This is a genomic window from Irregularibacter muris (assembly GCF_024622505.1).
Classification (GTDB): Bacteria; Bacillota; Clostridia; order Eubacteriales; family Garciellaceae; genus Irregularibacter; species Irregularibacter muris.
Genome location: NZ_JANKAS010000001.1, coordinates 438978 through 458807 on the forward strand (window position 1 = coordinate 438978; position 19830 = coordinate 458807).

The 19830-nt window shown below is 34.2% G+C and carries 20 protein-coding genes and 1 rRNA gene; 19 read left to right on the plus strand and 2 right to left on the minus strand.

Going from position 1 to position 19830, the window contains the following annotated elements; genetic code table 11:
• Positions 1 to 4: 4 nt before the first annotated feature.
• Positions 5 to 631 carry an adaptor protein MecA gene (locus NSA47_RS02115; protein WP_257529206.1) on the minus strand — a complete coding sequence of 209 codons (627 nt, stop codon included), beginning with the start codon at positions 629 to 631 and terminating at the stop codon, positions 5 to 7.
• A gap of 173 nt (positions 632 to 804) precedes the next feature.
• Between NSA47_RS02115 and NSA47_RS02120 the strand changes: the two genes are divergently transcribed.
• From NSA47_RS02120 to NSA47_RS02200, 17 genes are all read left to right on the plus strand, one after another.
• On the plus strand, positions 805 to 1431 hold the full coding sequence (locus NSA47_RS02120; protein WP_257529207.1) for a 50S ribosomal protein L25: 627 nt from the start codon (positions 805 to 807) through the stop codon (positions 1429 to 1431).
• A gap of 227 nt (positions 1432 to 1658) precedes the next feature.
• The gene (locus tag NSA47_RS02125; RefSeq protein WP_257529208.1) at positions 1659 to 2666 is read left to right on the plus strand and encodes a TAXI family TRAP transporter solute-binding subunit; all 1008 of its coding nucleotides are present in this window, start codon (positions 1659 to 1661) and stop codon (positions 2664 to 2666) included.
• Between the two features lie 130 nt (positions 2667 to 2796).
• Positions 2797 to 3216: a DUF1850 domain-containing protein gene (locus NSA47_RS02130; RefSeq protein ID WP_257529209.1), complete on the plus strand. Its 420-nt coding sequence runs from the start codon at positions 2797 to 2799 to the stop codon at positions 3214 to 3216.
• The gene (locus tag NSA47_RS02135; protein ID WP_257529210.1) at positions 3213 to 5249 is read left to right on the plus strand and encodes a TRAP transporter permease; all 2037 of its coding nucleotides are present in this window, start codon (positions 3213 to 3215) and stop codon (positions 5247 to 5249) included. Before NSA47_RS02130 ends, NSA47_RS02135 begins: the two co-directional genes overlap by 4 nt.
• Before the next feature lie 217 nt (positions 5250 to 5466).
• Complete coding sequence (locus NSA47_RS02140) at positions 5467 to 6864, plus strand: hypothetical protein (protein WP_257529211.1); 1398 nt, start codon at positions 5467 to 5469, stop codon at positions 6862 to 6864.
• Positions 6865 to 7051: 187 nt separating this feature from the next.
• Positions 7052 to 8020 carry a molybdopterin-binding protein gene (locus NSA47_RS02145; RefSeq protein ID WP_257529213.1) on the plus strand — a complete coding sequence of 323 codons (969 nt, stop codon included), beginning with the start codon at positions 7052 to 7054 and terminating at the stop codon, positions 8018 to 8020.
• Positions 8021 to 8058: 38 nt separating this feature from the next.
• Positions 8059 to 8472, plus strand: a complete 414-nt coding sequence (locus NSA47_RS02150) for a nucleoside recognition domain-containing protein (protein WP_257529214.1) — start codon at positions 8059 to 8061, stop codon at positions 8470 to 8472.
• Positions 8473 to 8495: 23 nt separating this feature from the next.
• On the plus strand, positions 8496 to 9005 hold the full coding sequence (locus tag NSA47_RS02155; protein WP_257529215.1) for a nucleoside recognition domain-containing protein: 510 nt from the start codon (positions 8496 to 8498) through the stop codon (positions 9003 to 9005).
• A gap of 23 nt (positions 9006 to 9028) precedes the next feature.
• Positions 9029 to 10192 (plus strand): cysteine desulfurase family protein, encoded by a 1164-nt coding sequence (locus tag NSA47_RS02160; RefSeq protein WP_257529216.1) that lies wholly within the window; start codon positions 9029 to 9031, stop codon positions 10190 to 10192.
• A 5-nt stretch (positions 10193 to 10197) separates the two neighbouring features.
• Positions 10198 to 11358, plus strand: coding sequence for a tRNA uracil 4-sulfurtransferase ThiI (gene thiI, locus NSA47_RS02165; protein WP_257529217.1), 1161 nt, complete (start codon positions 10198 to 10200; stop codon positions 11356 to 11358).
• Between the two features lie 115 nt (positions 11359 to 11473).
• Entirely contained in the window at positions 11474 to 11809 is a 336-nt protein-coding gene (spoIIAA, locus tag NSA47_RS02170; RefSeq protein WP_257529219.1) for an anti-sigma F factor antagonist, read from the plus strand.
• Between the two features lie 13 nt (positions 11810 to 11822).
• Positions 11823 to 12254, plus strand: a complete 432-nt coding sequence (gene spoIIAB, locus NSA47_RS02175) for an anti-sigma F factor (RefSeq protein WP_257529220.1) — start codon at positions 11823 to 11825, stop codon at positions 12252 to 12254.
• Between the two features lie 19 nt (positions 12255 to 12273).
• The gene (sigF, locus tag NSA47_RS02180; protein ID WP_373370294.1) at positions 12274 to 13044 is read left to right on the plus strand and encodes an RNA polymerase sporulation sigma factor SigF; all 771 of its coding nucleotides are present in this window, start codon (positions 12274 to 12276) and stop codon (positions 13042 to 13044) included.
• A 66-nt stretch (positions 13045 to 13110) separates the two neighbouring features.
• Positions 13111 to 13302 carry a hypothetical protein gene (locus NSA47_RS02185; protein ID WP_257529221.1) on the plus strand — a complete coding sequence of 64 codons (192 nt, stop codon included), beginning with the start codon at positions 13111 to 13113 and terminating at the stop codon, positions 13300 to 13302.
• Positions 13253 to 13876, plus strand: a complete 624-nt coding sequence (locus NSA47_RS02190; protein ID WP_257529222.1) for a stage V sporulation protein AA — start codon at positions 13253 to 13255, stop codon at positions 13874 to 13876. Before NSA47_RS02185 ends, NSA47_RS02190 begins: the two co-directional genes overlap by 50 nt.
• Entirely contained in the window at positions 13873 to 14301 is a 429-nt protein-coding gene (locus tag NSA47_RS02195; protein WP_257529223.1) for a stage V sporulation protein AB, read from the plus strand. Before NSA47_RS02190 ends, NSA47_RS02195 begins: the two co-directional genes overlap by 4 nt.
• Before the next feature lie 112 nt (positions 14302 to 14413).
• A complete protein-coding gene (locus NSA47_RS02200) occupies positions 14414 to 15013 on the plus strand; it encodes a stage V sporulation protein AE (RefSeq protein WP_257529224.1) in 600 nt (199 codons plus the stop codon).
• Positions 15014 to 15041: 28 nt separating this feature from the next.
• Here NSA47_RS02200 and NSA47_RS02205 read toward each other — a convergent pair whose 3' ends face one another.
• Positions 15042 to 18098, minus strand: coding sequence for a transglycosylase domain-containing protein (locus tag NSA47_RS02205; protein ID WP_257529225.1), 3057 nt, complete (start codon positions 18096 to 18098; stop codon positions 15042 to 15044).
• 235 nt (positions 18099 to 18333) lie between these two features.
• Between NSA47_RS02205 and yunB the strand changes: the two genes are divergently transcribed.
• Together yunB and NSA47_RS02215 are read left to right on the plus strand one after the other, a co-directional pair.
• The gene (gene yunB / locus NSA47_RS02210) at positions 18334 to 18996 is read left to right on the plus strand and encodes a sporulation protein YunB (RefSeq protein WP_257529226.1); all 663 of its coding nucleotides are present in this window, start codon (positions 18334 to 18336) and stop codon (positions 18994 to 18996) included.
• A gap of 509 nt (positions 18997 to 19505) precedes the next feature.
• A 16S ribosomal RNA gene (locus tag NSA47_RS02215) occupies positions 19506 to 19830 on the plus strand; the annotation flags it as partial.

Below are 19830 nucleotides of genomic sequence, written 5' to 3' on the forward strand. Positions count from 1 at the left end.
GATATTAATATCCTGCCTTATAATATTTATTAAGATTTTCTAATGCATTATTTTCTATAATAGGTTTTCCGTGTTCTTTTAAATAGGCAATTGAAAAATATTCTTTTTCTCCATGCTCTAAAAGATAGGCATGAACTATTGAAAGAATGTCTTGATCAAAATCTAGGTCCCAAAGGGATAGGACATACTTATCTTCTAGCTGAAATAAATTGGTTTCAGCAAAGGAATATTTGTTCAGCACCTTCATACAAGGTTGGATAGAATCTATAGAAGTAAAGCTATAAACAAGTTCACTCTTCATTTCATGATCTATACTATGGGAGTAAAAGTCTCCTATTTCATTAATAAAATAGCCGGAAGAATAATCACCTTCTAATTCTTCGCCATCTTCAAACTTTGTAATGCTTATATGAAACCCATAATTGGGCAATGGTTTAGCCTCCACAAATAATTGATATCCCTCAACCTCAAATCCTTGTTGTATATAAGCTTCTTCAAGGATATCCAAGAATAATTCTTGAATTACTGAGTTTTCAGGTGATAAATCAGACATTTTAATATTTCTTTCCTTGAGATCCACCATACTTAAAAAAACGCTTATTTTATTATCGTGAATTCTTTCTACTCTCATCACAATCCCTCCTTCCTAAGAACTGAAAACAGTAGAATCAAACGATTAATTAATCTATCTTATACCATCTATATTATAATATATACCTATTGTAGCATAAAAAAAACAAAAGTTGTTTAAATAGTTGAGGAATAGGGAATGATTTAAATAGCAATAAAAGGGAGGAATAAATTATGGATAAAGTGTCATTAGCAGTAAACAAAAGAAATGATGTAGGGGGTAAAGGTGAAAAACAAAGATTAAGAAATCAGGGAATTATTCCAGGGGTATTATATGATAACGGAGATAGTCACCCCGTGCAGGTGTTGACTAAGGATTTTAGTAATATTTTAAAGCGATATGGATCCAATGCTATTTTACAAGTAAGTTATGAAGGAAATTCCAGGCAAGTTTTTATTAAAGAAGTGCAAAGGGATCCTGTAAAACAACAGTTATTGCATTTTGATCTTCAACCGATAGCGGCAGACGAGTTTATGCAGTTAAGTATTCCTATTCAGATAGAAGGACAAAATGCAGTAGAGAGTAAAGGGGGAATATTGCAAAGGCAATTACAGGAAATTGATGTTGAAGCGTTGCCCCAAGATATACCCCAGGTTATTAGGGTCGATATTTCCCATATGGATATAGGAGATGTTTTGCAAGTGGGTGATATTAATGTTGCAGAAGGAGTAAAGATATTATCCAATCCTGATGAAACAATAATATTGGTTTCAGAAGCAGCTATGGAAGTTGAAGAAGATGACGAGGTTGATTCACCTATTGAAACTTCAGTAGAATCAGTAGATAATGAAAATGAATAAGATAAAAATAAAAATCAGATGAAAATCTGATTTTTATTTTTATCTTATTGACCTCACTTAGGAAAATGTGTATAATATAAAAAACCTGCAAGTTTGCAAAGTAAAAATTTCATATTTGTTGTATACAGATAGAATCAAAGGAATTATTGTTTGCTTAAAGGAATATAAATAACTATTCTAAACTTTGCTTTATGATGTGGGGAACATATGTTAAAGGGGGAATTTATATGAAAAAAATGAAATTTGTTACGTTATTGCTTTGTTTAGCGCTGATTATTTCCTTTGCCATGGGATGCAGTGGAGGAGACTCTACTCCAGGGAGTAATGAGGGAGGCGCAGGAAGTCCTGTATTCTTATCCTTGGCCACTGGTGGTACATCAGGAACTTATTTTCCATTGGGGGGAGCACTTGCTAATATCATTACGAATAATGTAGACAATGTAAAAGCACAGGCAGAAGCTACCGGTGCCTCAGTAGAAAATGCTACCCTAATACAAAAAAAGGAAAGCGATTTAGCTTTAATACAAAATGATATTGCTTTTTATGCAGCAACTGGAACAGTATTACAAAAATTTATTGATGAAGGTCAATATGACAATCTAAAGGGTTTAGCAATACTATATCCAGAGGTTATTCAATTGGTTGCAGCCAAGGATTCAGGCATTACCAGTGTTACTGATTTGGCAGGAAAAAAAGTTGCTGTTGGTGCACCGGGTTCTGGGACTGAAGCCAATGCAAAACAAATTTTAGAGGCCTATGGGCTTAGCTTTGATGATTTAGGCAAGATAGATCCTTTATCCTTTGCGGAAGCAGCTGAACAATTAAAAAACAAACAGATTGATGCAGCTTTTGTAACTGCGGGTATTCCTACTGCTGCAATTACAGAGGTATCCACAGTGACAGATATAGTAATTGTACCAATAGAGACAGACAAGATTAAAACCTTGCAAGAAGAATATCCCTTCTATACCGAAGTGACTATACCTGGAGGATCCTATAAAGGACAAGATGAAGATATAACTACAGCAGCTGTCATGGCAATGTTAGCTGTACGAGGGGACTTAGATGAAGATGTGGTTTTTAATATAACAAAATCAATATTTGAACATACAGATGAACTAGGAAGTGTACATGAAAAAGGCAAATTAATTAAGGTAGAGGATGCAAATACTGGAATGTCCATTGATTTACATCCTGGAGCTTTAAAATATTATCAGGAAAAAGGAGTTAAATAGGGAATTGATTTGAAAGAAATGGAGGGACGGGTATTGGATTTCCAATACCCGACTACTTATGAAAAGATATATTTATGGCCTAATCATTATTTTTTTTATTTTAGGACTATTTCTTCCCATTCATAGATTAATGATAATTGATCAAAAGAATGGAAAAATCATAAAAAGTTTTCCTGTCAAAAACGGAGAAAAATTTACAGTTTGTTTTACCCATTCGGTTGAGCGGACACCATGGTATGAGATTTACTATATAGAAAATAACAATGAAATATTTTTAAAAGAAACCATATTCTTTTCCTATGGAGCAGGATTACCTGCAACAACAGAATATAAATTTTCTTTAGGAAAAGAGGGTATGAACATTACCAATTACAATCAAAAAATAGAACCATTGATTTATAGAGTAGGGGCTGTGATTGCTGATCACAGACTAATGATAAAAAATAAAGAAATACACTTAAATGAGATAACTAAACCATTTAATCCTGTTCTTATACAAGCCAAAAAAATGCCTATATACGAATATTTAATAAAGGAGGTTAAAAAATGAGTAGTAATGCCAATAATAAAAATGAATTGCTAATGACCGATGCCATAGAGGCAGAACATCATGTAGAAGATCTATTAGAAAAATTTGATAAAGAAGAAGGAAATAAACGTAAGTTAATCGGCAAAGTTGGATTGATCATTACTTTGATGGCTATTGCAATGTCCATATTTCACCTATATACATCTGCCTTTGGTACTTTACTGGCAGTAAAGCAAAGGGCACTGCATTTAGTGTTTACTGTGGCTCTAGGATTTCTAATATACCCTTTTTCTAAGAAGGCTTCCAAAAATAAAATTCCATTTTATGATTATATTCTATGTGCATTAGGAGTAACTGTTTTCGGTTATCTAATTATAAACTTTCAAGGGATTGTAGCTAAAGGAGGGCAAGCTGATTCCATAGATCTTATATTTGGAAGTTTGGCTATTTTACTTATCTTGGAAGTCACGAGAAGGTCTGTGGGACCTGAATTACCCATTGTAGCCATTATCTTTTTAATTTATGCCAGTAAATTAGGCCCTAATTTCCCAGGCCTTTTAGCTCACAGGGGATATAGTTTTGAAAGAATTATTTCTCATATGTACCTTACTACTGAGGGAATATTGGGAACACCCGTAGGAGTTTCCGCTACCTTTGTATTCATGTTTATTCTCTTTGGTGCATTTTTAGATAAAACCGGTGTAGGAGGATTTTTTATTGATTTAGCTTATGCCTTGACGGGAAGTCTAAGCAGTGGTCCGGCTATGACGGCTGTGGTTGCCAGTGGATTTATGGGATCCATATCTGGAAGTTCTGTGGCCAATACAGTTACAACCGGAGCCTTCACCATTCCATTGATGAAAAAAGTAGGATATAAACCCTATTTTGCTGGTGCTGTAGAAGCTACAGCTTCTACAGGAGGCCAAATTATGCCACCAGTTATGGGAGCGGCAGCATTCATCATGGCAGAATTTACAGGGATTCCCTATGTTAAAATTATTGCTTCGGCAGCAATTCCTGCTATATTATATTACATGGCCGTGGGTACTATGGTTCATTTAGAAGCAAAAAAATTAGGTTTGAAGGGTTTACCAAAATCAGAGCTTCCAAAGTTAGGAAGTGTGATGAAAAGTCAGGGGTATTTATTAATCCCTCTAGTTACCATTGTGTTTTTCTTGATTAAAGGGTATACGCCTTTATATTCAGCTTTTTGGTCCATTATTATATCTGTAGTGATAGCGACCATTGCATCCTTGATCAAAAAAGATGGAAGTTTTAATGTTAAAGCCTTTATTGATGCCTTAGAACAAGGAGCTAAAAGCTCTATATCTGTTGCGGCTGCATGTGCAACTGCTGGGATCGTAGTAGGGGTTGTTACCCTTACGGGATTGGGATTAAATATTGCTAACATGATTGTAACCCTTGCTGGTGGTAAGTTATTTTTGACCTTGTTATTTACCATGATTGCCTCTATTATCCTAGGCATGGGATTACCAACTACAGCAAAATATATTGTTTTGGCCACTATGGCAGTACCAGCATTGACTACATTAAATGTTAATCTAATGGCTGCCCATCTATTTATTTTATATTTTGGAGTAGTAGCGGATATTACCCCTCCTGTGGCCCTGGCAGCCTATGCGGGATCTGGTATTGCTGGCGCCAATGCCATGAAAACAGGTTTTCAGGCTGTGAAATTGGCCTTAGCCGCCTTTGTAGTGCCCTATATATTTGCCTATAATCCGGCATTGCTGCTAATTAAAAAAGGTACGATCATTGAAAATGGGGTCATTCAATATGCAACATTCCTAGAAATTCTTCCTGTAATCTTTACAGCCATTTTAGGCATTATATGCTTGGCTAGTGCAGTAGAAAATTATTTAATTACAGAGAGTAAATTTTATGAAAGGATACCGATGTTAGGTGCTTCATTGGCCCTTTTATATCCTGAAATGATTTCTGATATCATTGGTATTGTTGTTTTAGCCTTTGTGATTATCTCTCAAACAATGCGTAAAAAGAAATTAAATAAAAAGGCAGCATCTTTAGCATAAACCTGCAAGCTTCAGTAGAAAATACTGAAGCTTGTTTTATTTTATAATAGAAAAATTCATCTCGTACGTAAGGGAGTAAGCTTTTCTATTTCACTAGGGCGACGATGGTCACTTTGTTGTATAATAAGAATATGGTACTATATAAAGGGTAAATATGATATAGAATCTCACTTGTGCTAAAATTATAGTAATCACAGGAAGAAGGGGAGTTAGAGACGTGTATAAAAAAACAATTACTCTAGTATTTGTACTCAGTATTATGGCATTTGTGATGGGTTGTAATAATACCAACAAAATACAGCAGGTTAGTGATTTTTCCATCCAGTATTTAGACATACAGGACAATAAATTTATTGTCAACAATGATGTCACTATGCGCGTTGAAGCTCCTAAAGCTAGCAATGTACAGCTGTATATGCAAGACCAGGGACAGGAAAGGACAGAAGAAGTAATAGAAGGAAAGAAGTCTGGCAACCAGTGGAATTTTGATTATCAGAATACCCACCCTTTTACTAAGGAAGTATGGATTGTTGCCCATTATGATGAAGAAAAAATAGTTACAGAAAAGAAGGTAATTACCAATCAAACCCAATCCTATGAAAGTATGTTTGAAAGTATAATTCCCATAACAGAAAATTTTACGAATGACTTTATCCTTTCCAAGCAAAAAATAAATTTAAACGCCTTAGGATGGATAGATGAAAAGAGAATATTAGCACAGGAAGACAATGCACTAATTTCATATCATTTTGATGACAATACCAAGGATATTCTTATTGAAGAGGGATGGAACATTTATCCTAATCGGAATATGGAAAAAGTCATTTATCAAGATGCCAAAGGCTTAAATATTTTTGATATTAAAACCAAAGAAACAAAACAGATATTTAAGCCCAAAGAGCATCAGCTAATAAAAAATTTAACATGGTCTCGAAATAATAAGGAAGTTATTCTTTATACGGTAGAGAATCAAAAAGAGGAATTTTATCTTATTAATTTACAGTCAGGGAATAGGAGTACTCTAAATAATATTGCCAAGGAAGGATATACCATAGAACAATTAATTTACTTAAATAATGGGTATTTATTTGCTTTGGCAAATATTCATGCTGGAACAGGAGATAGTGGGGAAGAGGAAACTACTACGGGATTGTTGGCTATAAATATTTATTCTGGGAAAATAAAAAACCTTACTCCTCAATTACAGTCTATGGACGAAATCGGGATTCTCAGTCAAGTTAATGAAAATGAATTTTTGGTGAGATTATCTTCCAAATTTATGTCAGAGGAAGAGATTGTATCTGAAAATAATATATATCTGCTAAACACCCAAAGTAGAAAACTAAAAACTGTAAAAAGCAACATTGATTTTCCCTATGTATATCAATTGTCTCATCAAAAGGATTCATATATTTATTTAAAAAACCTTGATAATGATCGGGAACAATTAGATGGAAAAGTTATTGTATTTGGTGAAGGAGCATCAAAGGAAAAAGAAATTTTAAAATCAGCTCCCTACTATCCAAAAACATTTTACTGGTCTCCTGGGGGAGAAAGGGTATTGTTTTATATAGATGGAACCCAGGAATTATATTGTATTAGTAAAAAAAGCTAGTGGATATCTAATCCACTAGCTTTTTTTATCAATACGACCAAAATTGTTCCTCTAAACTTCATAAAAATAAAAATATAATAAAGAATAAGAAAAGAAATATTAAAAACATATATTTAATGAAAATGAAATATAACTATGATATTATAAAAAGATGAAAAACAGCTTGCTATAAAAGGAGATTGGAATTATGGATCACCATAAAATCATCAATAGTATTGAGAACAATATCCAATTGTGTAACATAGAAAAGGTAGAAGCATTAAAGGCCATAGGAAGAATAAACGCAAAGATGATACGAGCTTCAATGGATATTCCCAACTTTTCTAAATCTATTTATGATGGATTTGCTATTCATGAAGAGGATTATTATAGCTTGAGTAAGAATGATACTCTGACCTTAGAAATGCTAGGAGGAATTGGAGCTGGTCATTTTGTTAACCAGCCAGTACAACCGGGTACTACATTTTACATAATGACAGGTGCTGAGATACCTAAGGATACAAAATATATTGTCCCCCATGAAAGAGTAAAAATTTTTGGAAATAAAATAATGATTAAACAAATAAACCCACAATTAAAAACCATCTCTTATCAAGGAGAACAATGGAAAAAAGGAGAAGTAGTTGCAAGGGAAAATCAAACTATTGATAGAAAAACAATATTTGATATTACTAATCAAGGATATCAGTATATAGATGTATATAAAGTCCCCAAGGTTGTAATTATTTCTACGGGTGATGAAGTAAAAACAGTGGGGAGTGCATGGGAAAGAGGAACGATTTATAATAGCACTAGTTATGCTATAGCAGCAGATATTATTGAATATAAAGGAGAAGTTATTGCCATAGACCATGTAGAAGATAATCTAATAAACATTGTAAAAATAATTAACAAATGGCTTGATCATGCAGATATTATTATTACTACTGGAGGAATGGCAGATGGAAAATATGATTATACGAAAGATCTACACAAGCATTTTCCCACAAAGATTATCTATGCTGAAATCAAGAAAAATCCTAGAATAATTATTAGCAAACTAGGGGGAAAGTGGATTATTAATTTATCGGGTAGTCCTAGAGCTACCTTTGCTTCTTTAGATCATGTAATTATTCCTTTATTGAAAAAAATGATGGGTTTGGATATGATGAATTAGGCGAACTAAATAAAATTTGATGCTAGGGGAGGAAAAAAATGATAGAAATAGTACAAGGAGGAGTAAAAAAAGGGATAATCACTACTTGGCAACTGACAAAAGCGGTGATTCCTATATATATTGTGATAACCTTTTTAAATCATACACCGATAATTTCCATTATTGCAGGATATTTTGAACCTCTATTACAATTTTTAGGACTACCGGGGGAAGCGGCCTTGGTATTGGTCATGGGCAATCTTATTAGTCCTTATGCTGCCGTTGGAAGCATACCAGCATTAAATTTTTCTATTAAGGAAATAACAATTTTGACCTTAATGCTGTCCTTTTCCCATTCTTTATTATTAGAATCAGCGGTTGTTAAAAAAATGGGAGGGAGCCTTTCTAAAATAAATATCCTTAGAGTCGGTATGGCAGTTTTTAGTGCTTTAATATTAAATATCTTATGGTAAATAATAATAAGGGAGAAATGAATATGCATTTTTTTGATGCCTCTATTAGCAGTATTTTGAAAGAAGGTTTGTTGGGGAGTGCTTCTACAATATTAAATATGGTTTTGATTATCCTTCCATTGATGGTGGTTTTAGAATTTGCTAGATATTATCAATGGATTGATAAATTAACCCCTATTTTTGCCCCTATATTGAAAAAAATAGGATTAGGTAACCAAGCAACTTTTCCTCTGTTGGTGGGTATATCCTTTGGCATTCTCTATGGATCTGGAATTATGATAGATAGTGTAGAAGAAGGTGAAGTAAATAAAAGGGAAGTATCTCTTATTCTGATATTTCTGGTTGCCTGTCATGCTATATTTGAGGATACATTTATATTTTGGACAGTAGGGGGGAATTTTCCCATATTATTTTTTGGAAGGTTAATAGGAGCCTATTTATTGACATGGATTTTTTCAAAAATAATAAAAGATGAAGCAGAAATAAATGAGCCTAGCTGCTTAAAACAAATGAAAATGAGTGAAAGTGAATAATATTTATTGAAAGGACGTTTCTCATGCAAGAAATATATCTAGATAATAGTGCTACAACAAGACCCTTAGATGATGTGATAGAAATCATGGTTGAATATTATAAAAATGAATATGGTAACCCTTCCTCCCTACATAAAAAAGGTATAGAAGCTGAGCGAGGTATCAAATATGCCAGAAAAGAAATTGCTGATTTTCTTAAAGTAGGGGAAAATGAAATTGTATTTACCTCAGGTGGCACTGAAGGCAACAATATTGCTATTAGAGGTACGGTTATTCGAAATAAAAGGAGAGGAAAACATATTATCACTTCTACAATTGAGCATCCCTCGGTATTAAATGTTTTTAAGGCTTTGGAAAAAGAGGGATTTGAAGTGAGTTATTTACCAGTAAATCATCAAGGTCAAATCAATCTTGAGGAATTAAAAGGTACCCTAAGAAAAGACACTATATTTGTAAGCATGATGATGGTGAATAATGAAATAGGGACCATCCAACCCATTAAAAAGATTGGTCGTATCATCAAAGAACACAATCCTCAATGCATATTCCATGTAGATGGGGTGCAAGCCTTTAGTAAGGTGCCCTGTTATCCTAAGGAATGGGCCATTGATTTATTGACAATAAGTAGTCATAAGATTCATGGACCCAAGGGGGTAGGAGCTCTTTTTATCAATAAAAATATCTTATTAAGTCCTTTAACTATAGGGGGAGGACAGGAGAGTGGGTTGCGTTCTGGTACTGAAAATGTCCCCGGTATTGTGGGATTAGGTAAGGCTGTGGAGAGTCTAAAGGATCAGTTTAACGAAAAAAGATCTTATTTATATGATTTGAGAGAAAAAACTAAATACAGAATTATCCATGAGATACCCCAGGCGGTGATAAACGGACCAGATAGTCCTGAGGAGGTAGCTCCTCACATTTTGAGTGTTTCCTTCAAAGATATAAAGGGGGAGGTTTTGCTACACTCTTTAGAACAATTGGGGATTTATGTCTCTACTGGCTCGGCATGTTCTTCCAAGGATAAAGGGCAAAGTCATGTGCTAAAAAATATTGGACTTTCAAAGGATTTACTAATGGGAACTATACGGATTAGTTTTTCCTCATATAATACGATAGAAGAAATGGAAACCTTTATTAAAATATTAAAAGAAAATATAGTCACTTTAAGAAGAATTATTGGGAGGTAAATACTATGGAGAAGGTTATACTTGTACGATACGGAGAGATTAGTTTAAAAGGTTTAAATCGTTCCTACTTTATGGACAAACTATTAAAGAATATGAAGGCGTCTTTAGCGAAGTTTCAGAGAGTAAAGTTTCAAAAAATTCAGGGAAGATTTTTATTAACATGTGCAAATGAGGATGTAGAAGACATCATTTCATCCCTAAAAAATGTATTTGGTGTAATATCTATTAGTCCGGCCTATAGGATAGATAATGATATGGATAGGTTAAAGGAAGTAGCTCTTACAATAATGAAGGAAAAAGAAGAAGAGATAAAAACCTTTAAGGTGGAGAGTAAAAGGGGAAACAAATCCTTCCCTCTTGAATCACCAGAAATCAGTAGAAATATAGGAGGGTATATTTTACATCACACGGAAAATCTAAAGGTAGATGTGCACCAGCCAGATATAAAATTATACATTGAAGTTAGAGAAAATACTTATGTCTATAATGAAATTATTCCGGCGGCAGGAGGCTTGCCTGTAGGATCTAATGGTAAAGCAGCTTTACTGATATCTGGAGGGATAGATAGTCCAGTTGCTGGCTATATGATAGCAAAACGGGGGGTGGAATTAATAGCTGTCCACTACCATAGTTTCCCATTCACCAGTGAAAGAGCCAAAGAAAAAGTAATTGATCTAGCAAGAATACTTACCCAATATTCTGGACCCATTAAATTATTTATTGTACCCTTTACCAAGATACAAACGGAAATTGGCCAAAAATGCAAAGAACGTCAAACCACATTAATTATGAGAAGGTTTATGATGAAGATCGCAGAAGAAATTGCCAGATGTGAAGGTGCTCAGGCACTGATTACTGGGGAAAGCGTAGGTCAAGTAGCTAGCCAAACTTTGGAGAGTTTAAATGTCACGAATTCGGCGGTATCTATGCCAGTATTTAGACCGTTAATTGGTATGGATAAGCAGGAAATTATGGATATTGCCCACAAAATAGATACCTACAATACATCAATATTACCCTATGAAGACTGTTGTACTGTATTTGTACCAAAGCATCCAGAAACAAAGCCAAAACTAGAAAAAATTATATTATCTGAGGAAATTTTAGATACGGATGCCTTAATAGAGGAAGCAATTGCAGGAGTAGAAATTATAAATTTACCTTAAAAAGAGAATTATATTCTCTTTTTTACTTTTTGCGACAAAAGGATACAAAATTCTTTGAAGGAGAAATTATATTTTTAGAGAAGATATTAGGGAATAGAAGTTAGGAGGGAAAAAGATGATATTATCATTGTCGCTTAATAACAAAACACTTATAGTAAAAATACGGGGGGAGTTAGATCATCATACTGCTGAGGAAATTCGTAATGAAATTGATCATGAATTAGATAATAATGCAGTGAAAAATATTTTGTTTGATTTTTCAGAGCTTAGCTTTATGGATAGTTCTGGAATAGGGGTATTGATGGGAAGATATAAGAAGATTTTACAAAGGAATGGACAAGCCGGAGTTTATCAAATAAACTCCCAAGTTAGAAGAGTGTTTGAGATATCAGGATTATTGAGAATACTTAAAGAATTTGAAAGCAAAGAACAAGCATTGGAGAATATATAAAGGAGTGCATAAAATGGAATTTAGAAATGAGATGAAGGTAGAGTTTATTAGCAAATCTCAAAATGAAGCATTTGCTAGAGTAGTAGTATCAGCATTCATTGCCCAGCTAGATCCAACAATTGAAGAAATTGCCGATATCAAAACAGCGGTTTCTGAAGCAGTTACAAATGCTATCATTCATGGCTATGAAGATGATAAGGGAATAGTACAAATAAAATGCAACATAATTAAGAACAGGATTGAAATAGAGATATCAGACGAGGGAAGAGGAATTTTAAATATAAATGAAGCAAGAGAACCTCTATATACTTCCAAACCAGAACTTGAGCGCTCCGGAATGGGTTTTACGATTATGGAATCCTTTATGGATGAGATAGAAATATATTCAGAAGTGGGACAAGGGACAAGAATAAAAATGATTAAAGAATTGAAAAGTGTGGGTTAAAAGATATGAGGAGTAGATAATGATGGAGTGGAAGGAAAAATCCCATAAAAAAACTGGTAAATTATTAAGCCATGAGGAGACCATAGAATTAATAAAGCAAGCTCAAAAGGGCGATAAGAACGCTCAAGAAAGACTAGTATATTATAATTTAGGCCTTGTCAGGAGTATTGTAAAAAAGTTTCAAAATAGAAATAATGAAAGAGAGGACTTATTTCAATTAGGTAGCATAGGACTGATAAAAGCAATACAAAATTTTGATACATCTTATGAAGTTAGATTTTCAACCTATGCCGTGCCCATGATTATGGGAGAAATTAAAAGGTTTTTAAGAGATGATGGGATTATAAAGGTAAGTCGTTCTTTAAAAGAAACCTATCAAAAGATTCATGCAGTTAAAGAAAGCCTATCTAAAAAATTACATAGAGATCCAACCTTGGAGGAAATTGCAAGTGCATTAAATATGGAAAAAGAAGAAATTGCTATGGCTTTAGAAGCTGGATACTCTCCTGAATATCTTTACGATACTATTCACCAAGACGATGGAACACCTATCTTATTAATAGATAAAATTAGTGATGAAAATGTAGAGGATGATAATCTAGTAGAAATTTTAACCTTAAAGCAAATGATTTCACAATTAGAAGCTCGAGAAAGACAAATTGTTGTGATGAGATATTTTCAAGATAAAACCCAAACGGAAATTGCTAAAAAATTGGGAATTTCACAGGTGCAGGTATCTAGAATTGAAAAGAAAATATTGGGTAAAATGAAGGAAGCGATGAAAAATTAAAAGGCATATGCCTTTTTTTTTCTTTTTTGTTCATACTAAGATAGAGAGTAGGGGGTGAAAATAAAAATGAAAAAACACTACATTTCATTTTTCATTATCGTGACATTAGTTGCAATAGGAATACTTTCCTTTGTAATAATACAGAATAAAGCTATAGAAAACCAGCCCAAAAAAGCTAAATTAGTTATGGATATAGGAGGAAGAAGAAATGGAGAATGGGGAAAATATGATATATTTACAACCCAAAGAAAAGCTTAATATAATACAAGGTACTTCCATATATGTAGAAGATATATGTGAAATTATTGGAGAAGCTAAATTAATAGAAAAAGTAAAAAATATAGAAATCCTACAGGGGACTTATGAAAAAACCGTCTTTGTGGTAAGCCTAGTCATGGTGCTTGACAAGATAAGAAATAGCTTTCCTGAGCTTTATATTTATGTTTTAAATGAAAAGGATATACTGATACAAGTAGAAGAAACAAAAAATATAAAAACTACAATATTTGAAAAAATTAAAATTGTTTTAGTATGTTTGTTACTATTGATTGGCGCTGGAGTAACGATGATGAATTTCCATGCAGATGTCAATATGGTGGAGGCGCAGAAAAATTTTTATAAAATGGTGACAGGCAAAAATGTAGAAAAACCCTTGTGGATAGCTATTCCCTACTCCCTTGGGATAGGGATAGGAATGATGGTATTCTTCAATCATCTATCTCCCAAAAAAAGGAAAACAGATCAACCCAGTCCCTTGGATTTGGAGATGGATTCCTATCAAAATAATATTGATGATTTTATGAGAAATAATAAAAAGGAGAGTAAAAATTGAGTTGGCTAAAGTATTTTCTTATGACTATAGTTTCAATATCGGGGGGGATGGTGGTAGGCACAGCGCTTACATCCTTCTTAATTATACTGGATATCATTCCTCGCCTAGCCCAACTTACCAATAATCAAAGACTTTCTTGTTTATATGAAATCCTATTGGTGCTTGGAAGTACTAGTTGTTCATTGTTTTATCTTCTCGATATTAACTTTCCCTTGGGAAATATTTTTGCGGTGCTACTGGGAAGTTTTATAGGAATATTTGTAGGATTATTTACGGCAGCCCTAACAGAAGTTTTAAATGTTATGCCTATTATGACCAAAAGATTACAGGTGGAGAGATATGTGAAACCTATTATTGTATCCATAGCTCTAGGCAAGATGTTAGGCTCCATAGTATTTTGGTTTTATTCAGGACTTTATGGATAAAATTATATTTGAGTACAATCCTATTATGGTTTTTTAATGAGTAGATCCATACTTTTGAAGCATTTTTATAAATATAAGGTCTAGGCGGGATAATATGACATGAAAAAGAGAAGTGATCATTGTTACTGATGGAGACAGAATAGCAAAGAGAGCGGTAGAGATAGCTACAAGCAATATTGGTGGCCGTTGTATTTCAGACTCTTCGGGGAATCCTACAGTGTTAACCGGCAAAGAAATTATTAGATTAATAAAGACAGCAAAACATGATCCTGTAGTAATTATGTTGGATGATAATGGCGATATCGGAATGGGAGAAGGAGAAAAAGCTTTATTAGAAATTTATAAAGATCAAGATATAAAAATATTGGGAGTAATTGCTGTTGCCTCTAATACTCATTATGCCAAAGGAACCAAGATACATTTTTCAGTGACAGGTTCTGGGGAAATAAGTAAGTCTGTGGTAAATAAATATGGTCAAAAAACCAAGAAGAAAGTACTTAAAGGCGATACAGTGGACATTTTACGAGAATTAGATATTTACCCCATAATCGGCATTGGAGATCCTGGAAAAATGATGGGGAAGGATGATTGGATCATGGGCGCGCCAATTCTTACTAAAGCCATGGAAATAATTTTAAGTAGTCATCATGATGAAAAACAATGGCATTCAACAGACAGTAATAATAGAACAAATAAAAACAAGAGGTCATGACCTCTTGTTTTTATTTGCCTTATTGGAACTAAGGAGTGTCATTTTCATTATTGTTGTTGCCATTTTCCTTGTCTGGCTCGGCACTATAGCTAAAACCAGTAATATTCCAGTTCTTTGCTTGGTCTCCGGCGCCTACAGTGACGAGAAGAGAAGGCTTAGATCCAGTAATATCCACTTCAATGGTTTGAGATGAACCTGACTGAACAGAAAATGAAGTAGCATTTAAATTCATATTTACTGGATTTAAAACTATATCAAAGCTTCCAGAATAGTTTTTGAGAGATGGTTTTAAAATAACCCTATATTGATTATCTTTTAATTTGTGTATTGTATTATTAAGTTTCAATTCTTGGGGTATAGCATCATCTACGTTAATGGTTATGGAAGCTGTTCTGGTATAATCTTTTTCTACTTCTTCTCCATTTTCCTGGGTTTTATATTTAAATTGTACCTGGGCAGTTATATTGGCGCTTCCCTGGGCCAGTCCTTTAATTAGCCCACTTTTTGGATCAAGGATTTGAACGGCATCACTATCAGAGGAATATTGTATATTTCCTATTTTTATCTGATCACCATGACTGGCATGTCCCCGTACCTCTAGTTGGAGTTCCTCACCAATCTGAATCCTATCCTTAGGGGCAAAAATCTGTATCTCTTCTGAAGAGTTTTGACCATGGATAGTACAAAAATCATTTTCAGCAGGAGCAATAACATCTTGTTCATTTTTTGGAACATAATTAGCATTGAGGGGTTTCACTGATCCTGGGAAACGATTATCGGGCTTTTTGATAAATACTTTTGACTGTACCAATTCAGCTGGACAGTATTCCGTTGCTAATTTGTTTGTAGTAATATCTACTTCATACTCAACATGATAATTGTCTTTCTCCTTGGGCACTGTTCCACTAATGAATAATTCTGAAATTATGGTTGAGCCCCGTGGATCTTTGGCAGATAATTCTGTAGGAGCTAATCCAGACACACTATCCACTTGAGCAGATACAATTCCTCCAGGATTTCCAGGGAATCTTTGGCCTTTTAAGTCTTTATGAATACCTCTCATTACAGACTCCCACATGGATGCAGGACCAGGCTTAGAACCCCCGTATATACCAATATTCATTCTATAGGTTTTTCCCTTGGAAACCACTTTATTTTCGTCATATCCGTACCAGACAGCAGCTGTATAATTTGGAGTATATCCTACAAACCATGCATGCATATTTTCATTGGTTGTACCAGTTTTTCCGGCGATGTCCACTCCAGGTACTGAAATATTGGTTGTCCCTCCCCTGGGAACATCTTTGAGTACATCAGTTAATAAATAGGCTGTTTGGGCTGAAATAACTTGAATTTTATCGGATTTATTTTCTAGGACAATATTGCCATTTCGATCTTCTACTTTGGTATAGAAAGTAGGTTCAGATCTAGCACCTTGGGCGGGAAAAGCACTAAAGGCACTCGCCATGTCTAGAGGAGTTTGACCATGGGTATATCCTCCTAAAGCTAAGGCACTGGGAATTAAATCATTTGCTTTACCCTCTGTAACAATATCTAAGCCAAATTTTTTCCCGTATTGTACGGATGTTTCTACACCAACATCTTCTAAAGCTTGTACAGCTACTATGTTTGTAGATTTAAATAAACCATTCCGGACAGTGGTCATTCCCCCATGTCCGCCCCCTGCATTTTTAGGCTTCCATGATCCTATTTTTATAGGGACATCATCATAGGTAGTGGCTAAAGTAATAGATTTTTCTTCTATTCCAGGAGCATAGACAGTTAAAGGCTTTGTCGATGAACCAGGCTGAAAATGTTGTAGGGCTCTATTTAAAGATCGATTTCTTTCTTTATTTCTCCCCCCAGTGATGCCAACTACATGTCCTGTTTTATTATCAATCACTACCATAGCCCCCTCAGGGGTATAATTAATATTTTCACCGGTTTCTTGGGATTTGGCTATAGAAGCCTGTTTCGCTGCGGAAGACTGATTAGGAAACATTTTGTCATTTTTAAAATTATCATCCATAACAGATTGAATTTTAGGGTCTATAGTAGCATGGACCTTTAATCCACTATTAATTAAGTAACTAGTAGCTTCTTCCTTATTATAATTATATTTTTCCATTAAATCATTTACTACTTGATCATATACTGCATCAGTAAAATAAGAATAAATAGGAGGATCCACTGGTTCCACTAAACCAAATTGGTTGTTTTTAAGTTGTTCTTGTGCTTCACTATATTGCTCATCATTAATATGACCTAATTCTTTCATCTTGGCAATTATGGTTAATGCTCTATTTTTGTTTTTATCTGAATAAATCAAAGTTTTTCCATCTTCTTCATAAGCAAGCCCAAAACTACCATCTTCTTTTTCCTCAATAATATAGGGCTTATAGCTAGATGGTGCCTTTGGAATGGCTGCTAATACAGCAGCTTGAGCTATGGTTAAATCTGCGACATCCTTGCGAAAGTAGGTCTCAGATGCAGCCTGAATACCATGAGCATAGGCGAAGTTGATTTTGTTTAAATATGCACCTAAAATTTCCTCTTTGGTCATAGACCTTTCTAGTTGAGTTGCTAAATAAACCTCTTGGACTTTTCTTTTCAGGCTTTTCTCAGAAGTTAAATGAGTGAGTTTAATAAGTTGTTGGGTAATCGTGCTCCCCCCAGCAGTTTTAAGATTGCCAGCCTTTATACCCTGTAAGACAGCTTGTCCAATTCCTTGGATATCAAATCCTTTATGTTTTTCAAAACGTTCGTCTTCAATAGATATAAAAGCCTTTTGAACCATATCAGGTATATCCTCAATGGAAACTACCTCACGTTTTTCTTTCCCTTGTAACTCCTGATAAAAGTCACCATTTTTATCTACTATGACGGATGGTTCCATATAAACGAAATTATCCTTATTCAATGGTTCAGCACTTCTAATGTAGGAAAATACGACACCACCCACAGTACCTGCCCCAATAATGGTAACTAATAAGATAATTATCAGGGATAAACGCCAAAAATTTATTCCTGATTTCTTCTTTTTATTCCCTTTTCTTTTATTATTTTTTTGTTGATCGTCAGACATGTCTTATCCTCCTTTAATAGAGTAAGAACTAAAAGTTCCTAAAATAAATAATGATATTCTATATTACCACATATTATAATAACAATTATAACATATAAGCAATAAATGATAGGAAATTTATATCAAATATGCATACTTTATATATAAATCAAATAAATGAATCAATAAGAAGAGGGAACACATATAATGATAGTATTATAGATGGAAGGAAGAAACTAAGATGGTAAAAAGGGGATTGAGAAATAAAAGAAAGTTTACAACCTTCTTTGTGGTGTTTATATCTATAGTTATTATTATATATGCATTTATATTTGTAGATAGACAAATTAGACCTACAGTGGAGGCTTTATCAGAAGTGCAAGCAAGAATTATCGGTACCCAAGCAATTAACGATGGGATAAGCGAAGTCTTAGCAACAGATATAAACTATAATGATTTAATTGATATTATGAAGGATGAACAAGGAAATATAACATTAATGCAAGCCAATACCGTTGCTATAAATATGATGTCGTCAAATATCGTGTCGGCAGTTCAAAATAAGATGAAGGTGGTTAGTAATAAAATACTTAGAATTCCACTGGGAAATATTTTAGGAAGTCAGGTTTTATCCAGCTATGGTCCTAAATTTGATATAGAAATTATACCAGCAGGTTCAGTAATCGTAGATTTTTATACAGAATTTGAACAGGCGGGAATTAATCAGACCATACATAGAATCTATCTAAAAGTAACAACAAAAGTTCAAATTATCGCACCCTTATCTAGTAAAGCAGTAGAAATTATATCCAATGTACCTATAGCCGAGACAGTGATAGTTGGGAGAGTACCTGAAAGCTACATTAATATACCAAATGATTTAGAAAATAAAGATCTTCTAAATATAATCAATCCATAAAATACAAACAATTTTATAGACTATTTATTGAGATAATCTTAAATAAGATTATCTCATCTTATTGTATTCTATAAGACTTTATTTATAAACTAGAATAGCTACTTTAAATTCATTAATTTTCCAGTTGAAAAGCGAGAAGAAGCATGATAAGCTATAAAAGCTCTCCGAGAGAGGGCAAAATAAACAGCATAATAAGAAAAAAGAAAAAAGCTGTTGACAGCTTTGCAGAAACCTGTTAAAGTAGTAAGAGTCGCCAGCAAGGGACGAAACAGCACCTACTTACAGTAGGGGATAGCCTGGGAAACAACTTCAAAGAATTTCTTCCAAAGAAATAAAAAAAGTTGTTGACAAAAGAAATGCCAGGCTATATAATAGTAAGAGTCGCCGCAAGAAAAGGCGACAAAGAAATTGATCTTTGAAAATAGAACAGTGTAAGGAAGTAAGGGCAAAACCTTAATTCTTTTGAAACAAATAATAAGCCAGAAGATTCTGGCTAGGATAAACAAACTTAACTTAAGAGTTTGATCCTGGCTCAGGACGAACGCTGGCGGCGTGCCTAACACATGCAAGTCGAGCGGAGATTAGCAAATAGCTTGCTATAAGCTAATCTTAGCGGCGGACGGGTGAGTAACGCGTGGGAAACCTACCTTGTAGAGGGGGATAGCCTCGGGAAACCGGGATTAATACTCCATAAAGCTCTAATGCCTCATGGTATAGGAGTCAAAGCGACTAAGCGCTACAAGATGGTCCCGCGTCCCATTAGCTAGTTGGTGAGATAACAGCTCACCAAGGCGACGATGGGTAGCCGACCTGAGAGGGTGATCGGCCACACTG

Bases quoted from the DNA above. Each gene is read 5' to 3' on its own strand.
- NSA47_RS02150 (WP_257529214.1), top strand. From the start codon at position 8,059: ATGATAGAAATAGTACAAGGAGGAGTAAAAAAAGGGATAATCACTACT.
- NSA47_RS02205 (WP_257529225.1), bottom strand. From the start codon at position 18,098: ATGTCTGACGATCAACAAAAAAATAATAAAAGAAAAGGGAATAAAAAG.
- NSA47_RS02160 (WP_257529216.1), top strand. From the start codon at position 9,029: ATGCAAGAAATATATCTAGATAATAGTGCTACAACAAGACCCTTAGAT.
- NSA47_RS02155 (WP_257529215.1), top strand. From the start codon at position 8,496: ATGCATTTTTTTGATGCCTCTATTAGCAGTATTTTGAAAGAAGGTTTG.
- sigF (WP_373370294.1), top strand. From the start codon at position 12,274: ATGATGGAGTGGAAGGAAAAATCCCATAAAAAAACTGGTAAATTATTA.
- NSA47_RS02130 (WP_257529209.1), top strand. From the start codon at position 2,797: ATGATAATTGATCAAAAGAATGGAAAAATCATAAAAAGTTTTCCTGTC.
- NSA47_RS02190 (WP_257529222.1), top strand. From the start codon at position 13,253: ATGGAGAATGGGGAAAATATGATATATTTACAACCCAAAGAAAAGCTT.
- spoIIAA (WP_257529219.1), top strand. From the start codon at position 11,474: ATGATATTATCATTGTCGCTTAATAACAAAACACTTATAGTAAAAATA.
- spoIIAB (WP_257529220.1), top strand. From the start codon at position 11,823: ATGGAATTTAGAAATGAGATGAAGGTAGAGTTTATTAGCAAATCTCAA.
- thiI (WP_257529217.1), top strand. From the start codon at position 10,198: ATGGAGAAGGTTATACTTGTACGATACGGAGAGATTAGTTTAAAAGGT.
- NSA47_RS02120 (WP_257529207.1), top strand. From the start codon at position 805: ATGGATAAAGTGTCATTAGCAGTAAACAAAAGAAATGATGTAGGGGGT.
- NSA47_RS02145 (WP_257529213.1), top strand. From the start codon at position 7,052: ATGGATCACCATAAAATCATCAATAGTATTGAGAACAATATCCAATTG.
- NSA47_RS02125 (WP_257529208.1), top strand. From the start codon at position 1,659: ATGAAAAAAATGAAATTTGTTACGTTATTGCTTTGTTTAGCGCTGATT.
- NSA47_RS02185 (WP_257529221.1), top strand. From the start codon at position 13,111: ATGAAAAAACACTACATTTCATTTTTCATTATCGTGACATTAGTTGCA.
- NSA47_RS02135 (WP_257529210.1), top strand. From the start codon at position 3,213: ATGAGTAGTAATGCCAATAATAAAAATGAATTGCTAATGACCGATGCC.
- NSA47_RS02115 (WP_257529206.1), bottom strand. From the start codon at position 631: ATGAGAGTAGAAAGAATTCACGATAATAAAATAAGCGTTTTTTTAAGT.